The organism is Rhodomicrobium udaipurense JA643, from assembly GCF_000636015.1.
Classification (GTDB): Bacteria; Pseudomonadota; Alphaproteobacteria; order Rhizobiales; family Rhodomicrobiaceae; genus Rhodomicrobium; species Rhodomicrobium udaipurense.
Genome location: NZ_JFZJ01000075.1, coordinates 1 through 16,085 on the forward strand (window position 1 = coordinate 1; position 16,085 = coordinate 16,085).

Genomic DNA, 16,085 nt, shown 5'->3' on the forward strand with positions numbered 1-16,085 from the left:
GTCGGGCGTGGAGACGTAGACAAGCTTGACGTGGTCGAGTTCGGGATGGTTCTGCCGCACGAGCTTCAGGAAGCCGTCCACGTCGTCGCCCTTGATCTCGGTGACGCCCGTCGAGCAGATGCCGATGACCTCCGGCTTCGTGCGGGTTGCGATGGTGACGATGGCCTGTTCGACGTTCTCGAAGCCGCCGAGCACGGTCGAAACCTCGCTCATGGCGGTCGTCTGCATCGGGATCGCCTCGCGGAAATGGCGCACGAACAGCACCAGCCCGAAGGAGGTGCAGCCCTGGCTACCGTGCAGAAGCGGCATGCATTTGTTGAGGCCGAGGAAGGCAAGCGCGCCGCCGACGGGCTGGCTCATCTTCAGCGGATTGACCGAGCAGGCTTTCTTCGAGAGTTCAACGCGCGCCATGGTCTCCTCACGCAGCCTTGTTGGAGTTTGCGGGGACGACGTCCGCGTCGTTGATGCGTTCGAGAAGCGCGTCGAGATGCGGGGCGCAGGATTTGCAGCCGGTGCCGATCTTGACATAGGCGGCGACATCTTCGGCGCGCGTCAGCTTGTTCGCGCGAATGATGTCTTCGACGAAGCCGGTTTCGACGCCATTGCAGTTGCAGAGGATCTTCGCGCGGTCGGCCTTGGCCTTCGCCTCGGCGTTGGCCGCAAGGATCGCGGCTTCGGCGGCGTTTGCCTCATCGGCGCGCGTCTCCCAGCTCACCTCGTCCCACGGTGCGGCGGTGCGGACCTGCTGCCAGACGGGATTGGACAGCGCCTTGTCGATCTGGCGGACGAGTTCCACCATGCCGACATAGCCCGCATAGGCGTAGTGGCGCTCCTGATTGATGTCGAGCCACGGCATCTTCGCCTTCAGCGCGACGAACTGAGAGCGGCCGCCCGACAGCATGATGTCGGCCTTCGCTCCCTTCAGCATCGCGTACATCTCGCGCGGCTTCATGTCTTCGATCATGTGCGCGTCCTGGCCCATGATCTCCTTGATCTTTTCCTTGTCCTCTTTTGTGGACTTCTTCACGCTGGTGCCAGCGATCTCCATGCCGCCTTCCTGAAGCGCGGCGACCATCGACCAGCTTTTCACGCCGCCCGTGATGAGGAGAACGCGCTTGCCGAGAAGCCGCTCACGGAAGGTCGCGATGCTGGCCCAGGCCTTCTTTTCCTCGCGCTCGATCACCGCTTCGGTGCGGGCGAGGATGTCGTCTGGAGCGCCCTGCTTCACGAGAAGCGCGGCCATCTGACGGAGCGTGTCGCTCATGTCGCCGATGCCGTAGAACGATCCCTCGAAGAAAGGAATGCCGTAGCGCTCTTCCATCTTGCGCGCGACGTTAATCATGGCGCGGCTGCACACCATCATCGCGGCCTTGGCGCGGTGCGAGCGGGCGACTTCGTGATATCTCGCGTCGCCGGAGATGGAGGCGAGGATGCGGATGCCGAGTTCGTCGAGAAGCGGCTTAACCTGCCACAATTCGCCGACGAGATTGTATTCACCGATGATGTTGATGTCGTAGGGCGTTGTGTAGTCGGGTTCCTCGGTGCCGATGACGTGATCGAGCAGCGCCTCGCCGCCGAGCTTGTTGCCGAGGCTCTTCGAGCCGACGAAGCCGGGGGCCTGCACCGGAATGCACGGCGTGCCGAATTTCTTGCTCGCCTTCTTGCAGACCGCGTCGATGTCGTCGCCGATCATGGCGGGCACGCAGGTCTGGTACACGAAGACGGCAGGGGGTGCGTATTTCTCAACGATTTCCTTGATGGACTTCCAGAGACGCTTTTCGCCGCCGAAAATCACATCCTGCTCGCTCATGTCGGTGGTGAAGCTCATGCGGTAGAGCTGCGAGCCCGATGAGGAGGAATGTCTGTTGTCCCAGGAATTGCCCTCGCAGGCGATGGGGCCGTGCACGAGGTGGGCGACGTCGGTGATGGGCTGAAGCGCGATCTTCGCGCCGTCGAAGGCGCATCCGCCAGCGGCTCCGCCAGGCTGCAACGCTTTCGAGCAACCCTTCTTGCGCTCCTTCTGTGATTTGCCCTGATTGATGTCGCAGCCGGGTTCGTTGAAAACGTCCTGAATCTTGTTCGCCACCGTGCTCATGCAATTCTCCGAAGGCTTGCGGTCGAAACCGCGTATTCCGGCGATGGCCCGCGGGAAGCGGGCCATCGCATATCGCTTAGCGGATGATGTCGAAGCTGATGTCGGTCTTGCCGGCCACGTTCGAGTGAGCGTCCATCTCGCTGAAGACCTTGTCGAGGATCCAGACGAGGACGTTCAGCGCGCCCTGATAGCCCCACACCGGGTAGCGGTGCAGATGGTGGCGATCGAAGATCGGGAAGCCGAGACGGATCAGCGGCGTACCGGTGTCGCGCTCAAGATACTTGCCATAGGTGTTTCCGATGAGGAAATCGACCGGGCGCGTGAAGAGCAGCGAGCGCATGTGCCAGAGATCCTTGCCCGCATACACTTCGCAATCCTTGCCGTAGGGCGAGGAGGCGAGCAGTTCGCGAACCTTCTTTTCCCACGACTTGCCGCCGTTGGTGGACAGGATCGTGGTCGGCTCCGCGCCGAGTTCGAGCAGGAACGCAGCAACGCCAAGGCAGAGATCCGGATCGCCGTAGATCGCGAACTTCTTGCCGTGGATGTGGTTGTGCGAGTCGGCGATCGCGTCGACGAGGCGGCCGCGCTCCTTCTTCAGCGCATCCGGGATCGGCTTTCCGGTGAGGCGCGAAACTTCCATCAGGAACTTGTCGGTGCCAGCCACGCCAATCGGATGATTGAGCGCAACGGTTTCCTGGCCCCAAGTCTTGATGTAGTCGAGCGTCTTTTCCGTGCAGTACTGCTGCATGGAGATCGTGGCCTTGGCGTTCACCGCGTTGGCGACGTCTTCAAGCTTCGTGCCGCCGTCATACATGCGGTATTCGCCATCGGCCGGCGTATCCCACACATCGCTGTTGTCGCCGATGATGGTGTATTCGGCGCCGATCAGGTCGAAGATGCGCTTCACTTCGCGCAGGTTGCCGACCGTATAGCCGTCGAAGCCGCCGAAGAAGTTGATCGAGTTGTTCGGGGTGCGCTCAAGCTTCGGCGCAAGACCGGCCTTGCCGCCCCAGAAATATTCGACCACGCCCTTCATGGTGTTGTCGTAGCCGGTGATGTGGCTGCCGACGAACGCAGGCGTATGAGCAAACGTCACGTCGTAGTCTTGCGGGATCGAACCTTTTTCGCGCGACGTCTTGATGAAGGCGTTCAGGTCGTCGCCGATGACTTCCGCCATGCAGGTGGTGGACACCGCGATCATCTTCGGCTTGTACATGTTGTAGGCGTTGGAGAGGCCGTCCACCATGTTGGTAAGACCGCCGAACACCGCCGCGTCTTCCGTCATCGACGAGGAAACCGCAGAGGTCGGCTCCTTGAAGTGGCGGGAGAAGTGCGAGCGATAGTACGCCACGCAGCCCTGCGAACCGTGGACGAAGGGCAGCGTGCCCTCAAAGCCGACCGCCGCGAACACCGCGCCGAGAGGCTGGCAGGCCTTCGCCGGGTTGATCGTCAGAGCTTCGCGAGCGAAGTTCTTTTCTTGGTATTCAACCGTCTTCGTCCATTCGGCAACGCGATTTACTTCCTCTTCGGGGGTGCCGTTTTCGAAGTTGTCGCGCTTGTTCTTGAACATTTCCCGGTATTCCGGTCCACGGAATAGTTGGAAATGGTCAACGACGTTTTCTGCATTCTGAACCATTGTGTGACCTTCAGTCTCTCAGCTCGCGGGCAAGCCGCTCCGGTTCGCGGTCTCCGCCCTCAGCGAGGGCGGACCGCTTTCGCGTGTGTATCGTTCGTTCCGGCTTAGAACGGCGCCTTGTTCAGCTTCCAGATCGGCGAGTTGATCGCCATATCCATGTCGCGAGCGAAGATCGCGAAGCCGTCGTAGCCGTGATAAGGACCCGAGTAGTCCCACGAGTGCATCTGGCGGAAGGGAATGCCCATCTTCTGGAAGACGTACTTCTCCTTGATGCCCGAGCCGACGAGGTCCGGCTTGATCGCTTCGACGAACTTCTCAAGCTCGTAGGCGGTAACGTCGTCATAAACGAGCGTGCCGTCCTTGATGTAGTGCGTCGTGCGCTGGTAGTCGTCGTTGTGCGCGAACTCGTAGCCCGTGCCGACAACTTCCATGCCGAGATCTTCGTAAGCGCCGATGACGTGACGAGGACGCAAGCCGCCTACATACAGCATCACCTTCTTGCCTTCGAGGCGCGGGCGATACTTCGCGACGACCGCATCCATAAGCGGCTGGTACTTCGCGATGACCTTCTCGGCGTTTTCCTTGATCTTGTCGTCGAACTGAGCGGCGATCTTGCGCAGCGACTCGAGGATCTTCGTCGGACCAAAGAAGTTGTACTCAACCCACGGCACCCCGTACTTTTCTTCCATGTGGCGCGCCACATAGTTCATCGAGCGGTAGCAGTGCAGCACGTTCAGCTTCGCGCGGGGCGTGGCTTCAAGCTCGGCAATCGTGCCGTCGCCCGACCACTGCGCAACAACGCGGAGGCCCATTTCTTCGAGCAGAATGCGCGAGGCCCAGGCGTCGCCGCCGATGTTGTAGTCGGCGAGGATGGCGATGTCGTATTCCGTGGCTTCGAAGCGCGCGGGCTTGCCTTCAGCCTTGTCGAAGACCCAGTCCCGAACCGCGTCGTTCGCGATATGGTGACCGAGCGACTGCGATACGCCGCGGAATCCTTCGCAGCGGACCGGAACGATCGGCTTGCCGCCATATTCCTTCGACTTCTTCTTCGAGACAGCTTCGATGTCGTCGCCGATCAGACCGATCGGACATTCGGACTGCACCGAAAGGCCTTTATTAAGCGGGAAAAGCTCCTGGACTTCATCCATCAGCTTGGAGAGCTTCTTGTCGCCGCCGAAAACGATGTCGTTTTCCTGGAAGTCGGAAGTAAACTGCATCGTGCCGAAGCTGTCGATGCCCGTCGTGCCGACGTAATAGTTGCGGCGCGAACCCCAGGAATACTGACCGCAACCCACCGGGCCGTGGCTGATATGAATCATGTCCTTGATCGGACCCCAGACCACGCCCTTCGAGCCTGCGTAAGCGCAGCCGCGGATTGTCATGACGCCGGGGATCGACTTGATGTTGGACTTCACGCCGCAGTCGGGTTTGCCGTTCTGGTAAACACCAAGATGCTTCGCACGACGCTTTGCCGTCTTGTCCGGATAAACCTTCAGCACTTCTTCAACAAGTGCCTTGTTCTTAGCCTTTAGATCTTCTGATTCTGCGAGTCCCAGGCTCATGCCGCTAGCCTTTCAAACTGGGTTTTGCGTTCCCACCGTCAGCCCTCTGAGAGGGGGCTGACGGGGACGCTTAGCGAATGGGCCTTGCGGCCCGAGGGTTACGCCGCGAGTTCGGCGGCCGTCTTGCCGACGATCGACTCGTCGACCTGTTCCAGGATGCCGTGTTCCATGAGCAGGTCTTCAAGTTCGTCCATGGTGATCGGGGTCGGGATAGCACCGTTGCCCGCGTTCGCATGGACCTTGGTCGCGAGGGTGCGATAGTGACCGGCCTGACCCGAATCCGGGGCATATTCGATCACGGTCATGCGGCGCAGCTCGGCGTGCTGCACGATGTTGTCGCGCGGCACGAAGTGGATGAGCTTGGTGCCGAGCTTTGCCGCGAGGGATTCCGCAAGCTCGTATTCCTTGTCGGTCTTGCGCTCGTTGCAAACGAGGCCGCCCAACCGCACGCCGCCGGCATTGGCGTACTTCAGAATGCCCTTCGAGATGTTGTTGGCCGCGTACATGGCCATCATCTCGCCCGACATGACGATGTAAATTTCCTGCGCCTTGTTTTCGCGAATTGGCATCGCGAAGCCGCCGCACACCACGTCGCCGAGCACGTCGTAGGAAACGTAGTCAACGTCGTCGTAAGCGCCGTTCTCTTCAAGGAAGTTGATGGCGGTGATAACGCCACGACCGGCGCAGCCAACTCCTGGCTCCGGACCGCCCGACTCGGTGCACTTGATGCCGAGATAGCCGATCTTCATCACGTCTTCGAGTTCGAGATCCTCGACGGAGCCGTGCTCAGCCGCAAGGCTCAGGATGGTGTCCTGGGCCTTAGCGTGAAGGATAAGGCGGGTCGAGTCAGCTTTCGGATCGCAACCGACGATGAGGATCTTGTTCCCCATCTCGGCGAGCGCCGCCAGCGTGTTTTGGGAGGTAGTCGATTTACCGATACCGCCCTTTCCGTAGAATGCGATTTGGCGCAATGCCATTGCAAGTCTCCTTCGTAGTCCGTACGTGTCGCAACCGGCCAGTCGGCCGGAAGCGTATTCATCGCCAGTGATCGAAACGCCCAACGAGCGCCGTCGCCAACAGCTCAGGTGCGGGGCATTTGCTCCTCGAAAGGGCGGAGCATCTGGCAGTTCCTCGCCCGCAGCCCATTAAGAGCAAGCGCCGTGCCAATCCCGAAAGAACCGTTCTAAAAAGGACTTAACGAAAGAATGTCGCAAAAGGCGGCTTGGCGGACGTGTTTCAAAGCCGACACGCGGCACCCGCGTGTATGAAAACGGACAGGCACCGGAAGCGAACGGGCGCGGAAATTGCAGGATTGGGATAGATTATCGCCTTCGGCCATCAGCAAGGAGAAGACACGATGCGCATCGGCGTCGACACATCGCGAACGGATAACAAGCGCGTCTTCGTCGTATCGGGCGACGAGGTGACGAGTGCGATCCTGACATTCATGCTGACCGACGGGAACGAGACGCACGAGTTGCGCGACATCGACGCGGCCTTCGAGAAGGGTGCTGAATGGAAACCGGATCTCCTGCTCGTCGATGCAGCTCTTGTGAAGGCGCAGGGGCTGTCCGTTCTTCAGGACATCGCCGATCGCTTGCCCGGCGCCAAAGTCGCCATAGTCGTGGAAGAGAAGGACAGCGGAGACGCCAAAGCCTGGGTGGGTGCGGGCGCGCACGCGATCATTCCCCAACCGCTGACCATCGAGGCCGTCCGGCGACAGACCGACATCCTGCTCGGCCGCCTCAGCGCGAAGCCGAAGGTGCAGCTGTTTCCGCGCATACCAAGGACTGGTTCCGGTGTGTGAAGTCTGACACGCGCTGTCGTTCTTGCGACATGTCCCCATGGCAAGTGACATAAGTCATTGAAAAGTGACCCATGCTCTTGCCAAATTGATTTGGTATGAAGGTTGCTTATCCTTCGCCACACATAGACGGGCCTGACTATGACTTATTTGAACAAGATCGGCGGTTCTCAAACCGTTGACCGTATCATCGAAGAGTTTTTCAAGCGGATGGACGCGTTGCCAGAGGCACGCGCGGTTCGCGACCTGCATCGGGAAGACCTCGCGCAAACGAAGGGCGTCATGAAACGCTACTTCAGCGAGTGGCTCAACCGACCTGCGGGAATCTCAACGCCGCTCGGGCAGTCCGGCCTGGCATCGCGCCACGCCACCATGCCCATCGGCGCGACCGAGCGCGACGCCTGGATGCAGTGCATGCGGGAAGCCTTGCACGCAGTGGTGACTGACGAACAGATCCGCTCGGAACTGGAAGAACGGCTTTATCAACTCGCGGATCATCTCCGCAACGACGAGGAAAAATAAGAATGACGGACATCACCAACACGGGATTCGCAAAGCTTGAAGCCGAAGGGCGTTTGATGAACCCGATTCTGAAGGCGCCGACCCATAAGGCTGGCCGCTTCGGTTTTCGCGGCGACATCGCGCTGAAGTTTGCGCCGAAGCTCGCCGACGAAGCACGTCCGCCGGAGTTGAAGATCGATCAGGTGATGGCTGTCTCGCAGGAAGGCGAAACGACCCTCTCGTTCTTCACCACATATCTGCATTCTTTCGAGTATCTGAAGGACGTCGCCGACGCGCTGGGCGATGCTCTCACGCCCTCGGGCAAGTACTTCCTGTACTGCAACAATATCGACATCTCGAAGAAGTTCCGCGCGTCCTATAACGGCATCACGTTCTACATCCTGCCGATCGACGAAGCGGGCGTTTACGCCGAGATCCTCGACCTGCTCTATCTCGACAAGCAGACGCTGAAGAAGAAGGACACCGCTGGCAAGCTCGATTCGATTGCCGACGCCGCCGCTTCCTTCGACGAGAGCTACCCGGAGATCACCTACGAGGAAGGGCTCGGCATCATGCTGCCGGTCCGCAACAAGTACGAGCACCGTCCGGTCTAACAAGCGGCATTAAAGGTGCCGGAGAGCGTGGCCGCAAAGGCTGCGTCTCCGGTCCCTGCCATGGGGTCCATCATGACCATAATGCCGCGTCCCCCTCACTCGCCCCGCAGCTTCCGCTCGGCCTTCGCGGTGATCCTCGGTACGAACGAGATCGCCTCGGCCATCGCCGTCGATCTTTATCGCGCAGGCTGGAGCGCCGTCCTCTCCCACGATCCGCACCCGCCCGTGATCCGGCGGCAGATGGCCTTTCACGACGCCCTGTTCGGGGATTGCGCCGAACTCGATGGCGTCAAAGCCAAATACGCCGAAACGACGCTTGCAACCGCGATGCTGCTGGGCAGCGGCGATTGCGTGGCCGTCACGCGGCTTGGTTTGCTCGATCTTATTCCCATGGCGACCGTGCATCTCCTTGTCGACGCCCGCATGCAGGATCGCGCCGTCGTGCCGGATATCCGCCATCTCGCCGGCATCACCGTTGGCGTTGGCCCCGGCTTCAGCGTCGGCGAGAATTGCGACATCGCCATCGAGACACAGCCCACGAAAAACGGCATCACACTTTTCGCGGGCCGCACCGCTGCCCCCGCCTCGAAGGAGCGCCGTCTCGGCGGCGTCGGAACCGAGCGCTTTGCCTTTGCGAAGTCTGCGGGCCGCTGGCATTGCGCCGTGGAAATCGGCACGCGCGTCTTCAAGAATTTTCCGGTCGGCGTCCTGAACGGCGAAGCGGTGACGGCACCGATCGACGGCATCGTGCGCGGCATCGTCCGCGATGGTACCGAGGTGTTTACCGGCATGAAAATTCTCGAAATCGATCCGCGCGGCCGTTGCGCCACGTGGGAGGGCATCGACAAGGGCGGCCGCGACATCGCGCAGGCTATCATCACGGCGCTGACCTACGGGCAGCCGCGCCCCGCAAAGACCGATGCGGCGAAGCGGCTTTCCGCGCGGCAATCGGGCTAGGCAACATGGCGCATGTCATCTTCTGGGAGAAACCCGGTTGCGCGGGCAACGCGAGGCAGAAGGCGCTGCTGAAGGCAAGCGGCCATACGCTCGACGTGCGCAGCATACTCGACGAAGCGTGGGACGGCGAGCGGATCAGGAGCTTTTTCGGTGCGCGCCCCGTGGCGGAGTGGTTCAACATGTCTTCGCCGCGCGTGAAGTCCGGCGAGATCGTTCCCGCGACGCTTGAACCCGAGGAAGCCATCGCGCTCATGCTCGCCGATCATCTTCTGATACGGCGCCCGCTGATGGAAGTGGACGGCCGCCGCGAAGCGGGTTTCGACGCGGGGCGCGTGCGCGCGTGGATCGGACTCGCCGATACCGCGGCGCCCGTTACCGACACATGCGTGCAGGAAACTGCGCGTGCTGCGGGCAAGCCCGAGCCCGATTGCTCGACGCCCGACTGACGCGTGCCCTCAACGCTGGCTTGGCAAGCGCATCTACGATATCGCCTTGCGCAACAGCCCCCATACAAAATTTAGCAGGAACGCTGCGCCGATGGCGTAAACGACGAACAATACCCCCTTGGCAAGCGGCCCGCTGGCAAGCACAGCTGCGATATGATGCGCGCCCATACCAAGGCCGTCGTAAAACATCGGCACCGCATAGCCGAGATAGAGGTCTCCCGCTTTCGCGAAAAGGCGGCTGACGACGTCGTCGCCCCAGAATGGCGACAAGCCTTCGTTGCAAATTTCGCCCGGCTTGCAGTTGGCGGCCAGAGCGAATGGCTTGAAGGATTGTTTCAACTCGGCGCGGATCGCGTCGGTTATCATCACCTCGTCCGCGCTTTGCGGCTGCGCTTCGCCGCGATAGAGCGCCATGACCCGCTCCGGCGTCTTGCGATATTCCCGCGCGAGATCCTGCGCCGCATCATCGAGCGAGCATCCGCGATTCAGTAGAAACACGCGGTAGTTATCTTGCGTTAGCGGTGCGCTTTTGCCGGGGCAAGCATAGTCATAGGCGTAAAAAAACGTCGCGGCATAACCGTAGCCTCCCGCCCACGGCAGGATGAAGGTCGCCGCGAGGACGAGGGACCCGAGGCCAAGCGCTCCGACAGCCAGACCGGAAAGGATTTTCATGCGCTTGCCCCTTGCGATGCGTCTCGCCACCCGCGTCACCACGGCGAAGCGCGGACGGACGCTCCGCGACGCGGCGCGTCTGTCCGAGACTGTGGCGCATCATACCCACACGGAAAAATCACATTGTCTTGGGCGAGGCTTGGCGCGGGCCGATCAGGCGCGGCAATAAAAAAAGCGCCGCTCGCGCGGCGCTCTGATCTGTTGGCAGTGACCGAAGAAAGGTCAGCTCGTGGTCGCCGTCGACGCCGCGCGCTCCATGCGCTTCCTCTCGTTCGAATCGAGATAGCGCTTGCGCAGCCGGATCGACTTCGGCGTCACCTCGACGAGTTCGTCATCCTGAATATAGGCGAGCGCCTTTTCAAGCGGCATTCTGATCGGCGGCGTCAGGCGTACCGCCTCGTCCTTGCTCGTCGTGCGGATATTGGTGAGTTGCTTGCCCTTGATGACGTTCACTTCGAGATCGTTTTCGCGGGTGTGCTCGCCGACGATCATGCCGGGATAAACCTTCGTCTGCGGATCGATCATCATCGGCCCGCGATCTTCGAGGTTCCAAAGCGCGTAGGCGACAGCCTCGCCCGTGCTGTTCGAGATGAGGACGCCCGCGCGGCGGCCCTGAATGTCGCCCTTGTGCGGCATGTAGTTATGGAACAGCCGGTTCATGATCGCCGTGCCGCGCGTGTCGGTGAGAAGCTCGCCCTGATAGCCGATGAGGCCGCGCGTCGGCACGTAGAAGGTCAGCCGCTGACGCCCGCCGCCCGAAGGCCGCATGTCGATAAGCTCCCCGCGCCGCTCGGACAGCTTCGAGACGACCGCGCCGGAGTGCTCTTCGTCGACGTCGATGATGACTTCCTCGACCGGTTCGAGTCGCTGGCCCGTCTCCGGGTCGGTCGCGAACACCACGCGAGGGCGCGACACCGTCAGTTCGAAGCCTTCGCGGCGCATCGTCTCAATGAGAATGCCGAGCTGGAGCTCGCCACGGCCGGAAACCTCCAGGGCGTCAGCGTCCGGCGTCTCGACGATGCGCAGCGCCACATTGCCTTCCGCCTCGCGAAACAGACGCTCGCGGATCACGCGGCTCTGCACCTTGTCGCCCTCAAGACCGGCGAACGGCCCGTCGTTGATACGGAAGGTCATGGTCAGAGTCGGCGGGTCGATTGGCTGCGCTTCGATCGGGTGCGTCTCGGACATGTCGCAGATCGTGTCGGCCACGGTGGCCTTGGTCAGGCCCGAGATGGCGATGATGTCGCCCGCCGTTCCCTCGTCGATGGGCGTGCGCTCAAGGCCGCGAAAGCCGAGCACCTTCGAGATGCGGCCTTGCTCGATGATCTTGCCGTCGCGCGACAGCGCCTTGATGGGCATGTTCGGCTTTACGATGCCGTTCGACACGCGGCCGGTGAGGATGCGGCCGAGGAACGGATCGGCTTCGATGGTGGTCGCCAGCATGCGGAACGGACCGCCATCGGCCTTCGGCGGGCTGAAATGTTTCAGCACGAGGTCGAACAGCGGGGCCATGCTTTCCTTCGGGCCATGCGGATCGACGGCCATCCAGCCCTGCTTCGCGGAGCCGTAGAGAATCGGGAATTCAAGCTGTTCTTCTGTCGCGTCGAGGTTCGCGAACAGGTCGAACACCTCGTTCACGACTTCGACATGGCGCTCTTCAGGCTTGTCGATCTTGTTGATCGCGACGATGGGGCGAAGGCCGATCTTCAGCGCTTTCGACACCACGAATTTCGTTTGCGGCATCGGACCTTCGGCCGCGTCCACCAGCACGATCGCGCCATCCACCATGTTCAGGATGCGCTCCACCTCGCCGCCGAAGTCGGCGTGGCCGGGCGTGTCCACGATGTTGATGCGCGCATCCTTCCAGTGAATGGATGTCACCTTCGCGAGGATCGTGATGCCGCGTTCGCGTTCGAGGTCGTTCGAGTCCATCGCGCGTTCGGCGACGCGCTGATTATCGCGAAACGAACCGGATTGCTTCAGAAGCACGTCGATAAGCGTCGTCTTGCCATGGTCAACGTGGGCAATAATGGCGATGTTGCGCAAGTCCATGCCGAGCCGCGCCTTTCTTTCCGTCGTGTTGCAATGCGAGATTTGGGGCTAGATGTGCGGCAAAGGCACGCCCACGTCAATGAGAATGCTCGCGAACGGGCTGTGTTTCACCCGCCTCCCGTGCCTGCTTGTCTTCGGCTGCCCGTGAAAATCTGCGCCTTACCGGGATCATGGCGAGGCTCAGGCCAGCAAGTCCGATGAGCGCGGCGAGGATTTCGGGCGTCATGATGGCGCTGAACGAGATCGTTTCGCCGCGATCGAGGATCGAGCCGAGACCCGCGCCGGACATTGAATAAACCGCCGTGCCCGGCATGATGCCGAAGAACGTCGTCAGCACGAAGGTGGATAAGCGCACGCCCGCGAAGGCAGGCACGATGTTCACGAGGAAGAACGGGAACAGCGGCACGAGGCGCAGCACGAGCAGATAGGACCATGCGTTCGCGCGGATTTCGCGCACGAGCTTTTGCCCCGTCGCGCCGAAGCGATCGATGAGCGTGTCGCCCGCCAGCGCGCGCGCAAGAAGGAAGACAAGCGCCGCGCCCGCCGTCGCTCCGACCACGGTCAGGATCGTGCCCGCAACCGCACCGAACAGGAAGCCGCCGGTCAGCGTCAGCAGCACGGCAGAGGGCAGCGACATCGCCACCACGAAAATGTAAAGCGCGACATAGGCGGCGGCGGATAGCGCGTAATGCTCCGCGACGAAGGCGAGGATCTCCTGCCGGTGCGCCTTTAGATGCGTGAAGGTGAGAAAACTCGGCCAGCCGATGACGTGCACCGTGATCGCGAGGCCGATTGCCACGAGAGCGAGCCAGAACAGCGGGTTTTTCAGTCGAGCGCTCATCAGCCGGCGGCCCGCGCCGAGCCGCAGGAGCCGCCACCGAGAACGCAGAACGTCGCGCACCATGGATGCACGAGCGGCACCGCGCGGGACGCCTCATCGAGCGTTGCGCCGAGTTCGAATCGCTCGTCATACGGCAGCAGCGTGCACGCGACGACAGCGGGCCGCGCCGCGCCCTTGCGCTTCACCACCATGCGCGCGTTCGAGCACATCACGTCGTCGGGTGTCTTGCGAAGGATGCCCCAGCAGGCTTCCGTAATCTCCGGCGGCGAAACATCGGTGCGCATTTCGGGCAAGAGCACGAGCACCTGCGGGTTTTCGCAGTCGAGCACGATGCCGCGCTTAGCGAACAGCGCCGCGAAGCCGCGCCGGAGCGAATGCTCGTCGTCGCCCTGAAGCGACCGCGCGGCGATTTCCACGCGAACGCCCGCGCTCCACAGCCATTCCAGCCCGTCGAGCGCGCGGGCGAAGGTCGCGCCGCCGCGTTCGCGGTCGTGCACGCCGTCGCGGAAATCGTCGAGCGAGACGCGGATGCGAAGGCGCGGGCCGTGGACCGCCGCGAGCCGCGCGATGTCGGCCTTGCGGTGTTCCATGGGCTTCAGCGCGTTGGTGAGTGTCAGCGTCTCAAAGCCGCGCGCGAGCGTTTCCTCAAGGATGGCGATGAAGTCCGCATTCATGAACGGTTCGCCGCCCGTGAAGCCGACGAGCGAGACAGCGCGCGGCAGGCGCGCCATCTCATCGAGAAAGGGCAGGGCGTCGGCAAGGGTCAGCCAGGCGAGGCGGTCGTTCTTCGGGGAGCTTTCGATGTAGCAATGCTCGCAGGCGATGTTGCATAGCGTCCCGGTGTTGAACCACACCGTATCGAGGCGCGTCAGCGGCACCCAGGCACGCCGCTCGCCCTTCGCGGTCCAGATGGGATCGGCAAACTTCTCCGCCGCGCTCGATTGTCGGCTGTTCGATGCGGATGCGGCCTGATGCATTGGGGCTCCGTATGCTTCACAGGCGGATAAGGGATGCGGCGGACGCCCCGCCAAGCGATTTTCACGCCGACTTGACCATTTCCGCCATCGGAGCAAGCTTTTTGAACCCGCCGACGAAGCCCCGGTCGATGCGGTCCTTTAGGTGCCAGACCCAGCGGCCCTCGAAGCTGAGGCCCCCGCGCGCGCCGACTGCGTAATGCTCGCCTGCGGTGATGAGCTGAAGATAATGCTTCTGCGGGATGAAGGGCCTGAGCGGCGCGCGCTCGGCTGCTGCGCGAAGGTTTTCGGCCAGCACCACGCTTTGGCGCACGGCATAGATGCCCGCCTTCGGAACGGTGCGGCCGATGAACGACGCCACGTCCCCCGCCGCAAAGACGTCCGCATGCGACGTGCTTTCCATGGTGGGCTGAACCTCGATGAAGCCGCGTTCGTCCAGCGCGAGGCCGGTATCGCCGAGCCACGACGCGGCGGAGGCTTCGACCGTCCAGAAGAGCTCGTCATAGGGCACGACCGCCCCGCAATCCGTGATGACCGCGTTCGCCTCAACCCAGCGCGCATTCTTGCCGGTGATGACCTCGATGCCGCGCGCGGCCAGGATTTTCTCAAAGCGAGTGCCCAATCCGCGCGAGAACATGTCGAGGATTGCCGCCTTCCGCGTCAGCAGCGTGAAGGTGACAGCGGCGGGGTCGCGCCCCTCGCGTTCCAGATCGGCGCGGAGCACGCGCTCCATGGTGCAGATGAGTTCCACGCCGCTCGCGCCGCCGCCAACCACCACGAATTTCGCCGCGCCTCGTTGCAGAAGCCGCGCCCGCGCCGCCTCGAAGCCCGCGAGGAACTTGTCCACCGGCTTGATCGCGACGGCATGCGCGTGCGCGCCCGGCACGTCGTGCGTGTTCGGCGTCGAGCCGGTGTCGATGGACAGAATATCGAACGGGATCGGATCGCGCCCCTCGCAGAATACGCGGCGCGCGTCGACATCGATACCGGACACCTCGCTCACGACGAGCTTCGCGCCCGCGAACCGGCACAGCGCGGCGACATCGATATGGATATCGTCGCTCGAATAAATTCCCGCCATGAGGCCGGGCAGCATCGCGGAATAGGGCGTTCGCGGCTGGCGGGTGATGACCGTGAGGCGGGCATGGTCGTGCACGCTCTTGCAGATCGCGCGCAAGGCGTTGGCGTGCGCGAGGCCCGCTCCGATCAGCACGATGTCCTTCATTGTCGGTGCCACGCGCTCACCCTGCCACTTGCTTCTGCTCGCGCCGAGCATAAAGCGAGCGCTTTGTCGCGCGTCAAGAAAATGGACGCGGATCGCCGACTTGCGAAGCGGCGCGTTGCCGCGCTACTCGCGCGGGGTTACGACGACGCGGACATGTGTCAGGATTGCTTCGCGGACATTGTCGGGTTGCCTGTGAACCGCCTCGGTCATCGCTCGAAGCAGCGCGCGCGCGCCATGAAGCTGATCGACCAGCGACAGTACCATAGTCATCTCCTCGTCGCCGAGGTCCATGTCGTAGCTGAGGTCGCACAGGAAATGCGTGCGCGCGATGTCGGTTTCGTCGAACAGGAAGCCCTCCGGGCCGCGCCTCGGCTTCACCCAGCCGGCGGCGATCCACCGTTGGAGAACTTTTTCGTCGAGCCTGAAGCGGGCGACAATCTCGGTTTCGCCGATCATGATGTTAGCCTCCCTGCCTCGGATTATAGGGATGGTCGCGCTCCCAAGCCGTCACGAAGTCTTCGAGTGCGGCGTCCGGCTCGGGCGGCAACACCACCTGAAGCTCCACGAGATGGTCGCCCTTCGCCTTGCCCTGCACGCCCTTGCCGCGCAGGCGCAGCACGCGCCCGGTGTTCGAGTGCTTCGGGATCTTGACGTTGACCGGCCCGGTGACGGTCTCGACCGGAACGGAACCGCCCGCCAGCGCCTC

At 62.3% G+C, this 16,085-nt stretch carries 17 protein-coding genes; 5 read left to right on the plus strand and 12 right to left on the minus strand.

From position 1 onward, the window contains the following. The 5 genes from T281_RS11305 to nifH all read right to left on the minus strand — a co-directional run. Positions 1 to 411: nitrogenase component 1 (locus T281_RS11305; RefSeq protein WP_037238705.1), on the minus strand; the 411-nt coding region annotated here is incomplete at its 3' end. A 7-nt stretch (positions 412 to 418) separates the two neighbouring features. After that, complete coding sequence (gene nifE / locus T281_RS11310) at positions 419 to 2,095, minus strand: nitrogenase iron-molybdenum cofactor biosynthesis protein NifE (protein WP_037238743.1); 1,677 nt, start codon at positions 2,093 to 2,095, stop codon at positions 419 to 421. A 76-nt stretch (positions 2,096 to 2,171) separates the two neighbouring features. Further along, entirely contained in the window at positions 2,172 to 3,731 is a 1,560-nt protein-coding gene (gene nifK / locus T281_RS11315) for a nitrogenase molybdenum-iron protein subunit beta (protein WP_037238708.1), read from the minus strand. Positions 3,732 to 3,835: 104 nt separating this feature from the next. Continuing rightward, positions 3,836 to 5,293, minus strand: a complete 1,458-nt coding sequence (nifD, locus tag T281_RS11320) for a nitrogenase molybdenum-iron protein alpha chain (RefSeq protein ID WP_037238711.1) — start codon at positions 5,291 to 5,293, stop codon at positions 3,836 to 3,838. 98 nt (positions 5,294 to 5,391) lie between these two features. Then, a complete protein-coding gene (gene nifH / locus T281_RS11325; RefSeq protein WP_037238720.1) occupies positions 5,392 to 6,270 on the minus strand; it encodes a nitrogenase iron protein in 879 nt (292 codons plus the stop codon). 380 nt (positions 6,271 to 6,650) lie between these two features. On the opposite strand from nifH, the gene T281_RS11330 reads away from it, so the two are divergent. The 5 genes from T281_RS11330 (at position 6,651) to T281_RS11350 (ending at position 9,615) form a co-directional block, all read left to right on the plus strand. Continuing rightward, complete coding sequence (locus T281_RS11330) at positions 6,651 to 7,100, plus strand: response regulator (RefSeq protein WP_037238723.1); 450 nt, start codon at positions 6,651 to 6,653, stop codon at positions 7,098 to 7,100. Between the two features lie 138 nt (positions 7,101 to 7,238). After that, complete coding sequence (locus T281_RS11335; protein WP_037238726.1) at positions 7,239 to 7,619, plus strand: group II truncated hemoglobin; 381 nt, start codon at positions 7,239 to 7,241, stop codon at positions 7,617 to 7,619. A 2-nt stretch (positions 7,620 to 7,621) separates the two neighbouring features. Then, positions 7,622 to 8,212 (plus strand): hypothetical protein, encoded by a 591-nt coding sequence (locus T281_RS11340; protein ID WP_037238728.1) that lies wholly within the window; start codon positions 7,622 to 7,624, stop codon positions 8,210 to 8,212. Positions 8,213 to 8,284: 72 nt separating this feature from the next. After that, positions 8,285 to 9,169, plus strand: a complete 885-nt coding sequence (locus tag T281_RS11345; protein ID WP_245269223.1) for a xanthine dehydrogenase — start codon at positions 8,285 to 8,287, stop codon at positions 9,167 to 9,169. A 5-nt stretch (positions 9,170 to 9,174) separates the two neighbouring features. After that, entirely contained in the window at positions 9,175 to 9,615 is a 441-nt protein-coding gene (locus T281_RS11350) for an ArsC/Spx/MgsR family protein (RefSeq protein WP_037238731.1), read from the plus strand. A gap of 33 nt (positions 9,616 to 9,648) precedes the next feature. Here the strand turns inward: T281_RS11350 and T281_RS11355 are convergent, their stop codons facing one another. The 7 genes from T281_RS11355 to T281_RS11385 all read right to left on the minus strand — a co-directional run. Beyond that, on the minus strand, positions 9,649 to 10,287 hold the full coding sequence (locus T281_RS11355) for a hypothetical protein (RefSeq protein WP_155955214.1): 639 nt from the start codon (positions 10,285 to 10,287) through the stop codon (positions 9,649 to 9,651). Between the two features lie 222 nt (positions 10,288 to 10,509). Next, positions 10,510 to 12,339, minus strand: a complete 1,830-nt coding sequence (gene typA, locus T281_RS11360; RefSeq protein WP_037238737.1) for a translational GTPase TypA — start codon at positions 12,337 to 12,339, stop codon at positions 10,510 to 10,512. Positions 12,340 to 12,415: 76 nt separating this feature from the next. Then, on the minus strand, positions 12,416 to 13,180 hold the full coding sequence (locus tag T281_RS11365; RefSeq protein ID WP_037238747.1) for a TVP38/TMEM64 family protein: 765 nt from the start codon (positions 13,178 to 13,180) through the stop codon (positions 12,416 to 12,418). Beyond that, the gene (locus tag T281_RS11370; RefSeq protein ID WP_037238739.1) at positions 13,180 to 14,157 is read right to left on the minus strand and encodes a radical SAM protein; all 978 of its coding nucleotides are present in this window, start codon (positions 14,155 to 14,157) and stop codon (positions 13,180 to 13,182) included. The genes T281_RS11365 and T281_RS11370 overlap by 1 nt, the downstream gene beginning before the upstream one ends. Positions 14,158 to 14,218: 61 nt before the next feature. After that, the gene (locus T281_RS11375; RefSeq protein ID WP_162173162.1) at positions 14,219 to 15,391 is read right to left on the minus strand and encodes an FAD-dependent oxidoreductase; all 1,173 of its coding nucleotides are present in this window, start codon (positions 15,389 to 15,391) and stop codon (positions 14,219 to 14,221) included. A 111-nt stretch (positions 15,392 to 15,502) separates the two neighbouring features. Continuing rightward, entirely contained in the window at positions 15,503 to 15,835 is a 333-nt protein-coding gene (locus tag T281_RS11380; protein WP_052037402.1) for a MerR family transcriptional regulator, read from the minus strand. 4 nt (positions 15,836 to 15,839) lie between these two features. Next, positions 15,840 to 16,085, minus strand: a 246-nt coding sequence (locus T281_RS11385; protein ID WP_037238741.1) for a DnaJ C-terminal domain-containing protein, incomplete at its 5' end; no start/stop codon positions are given.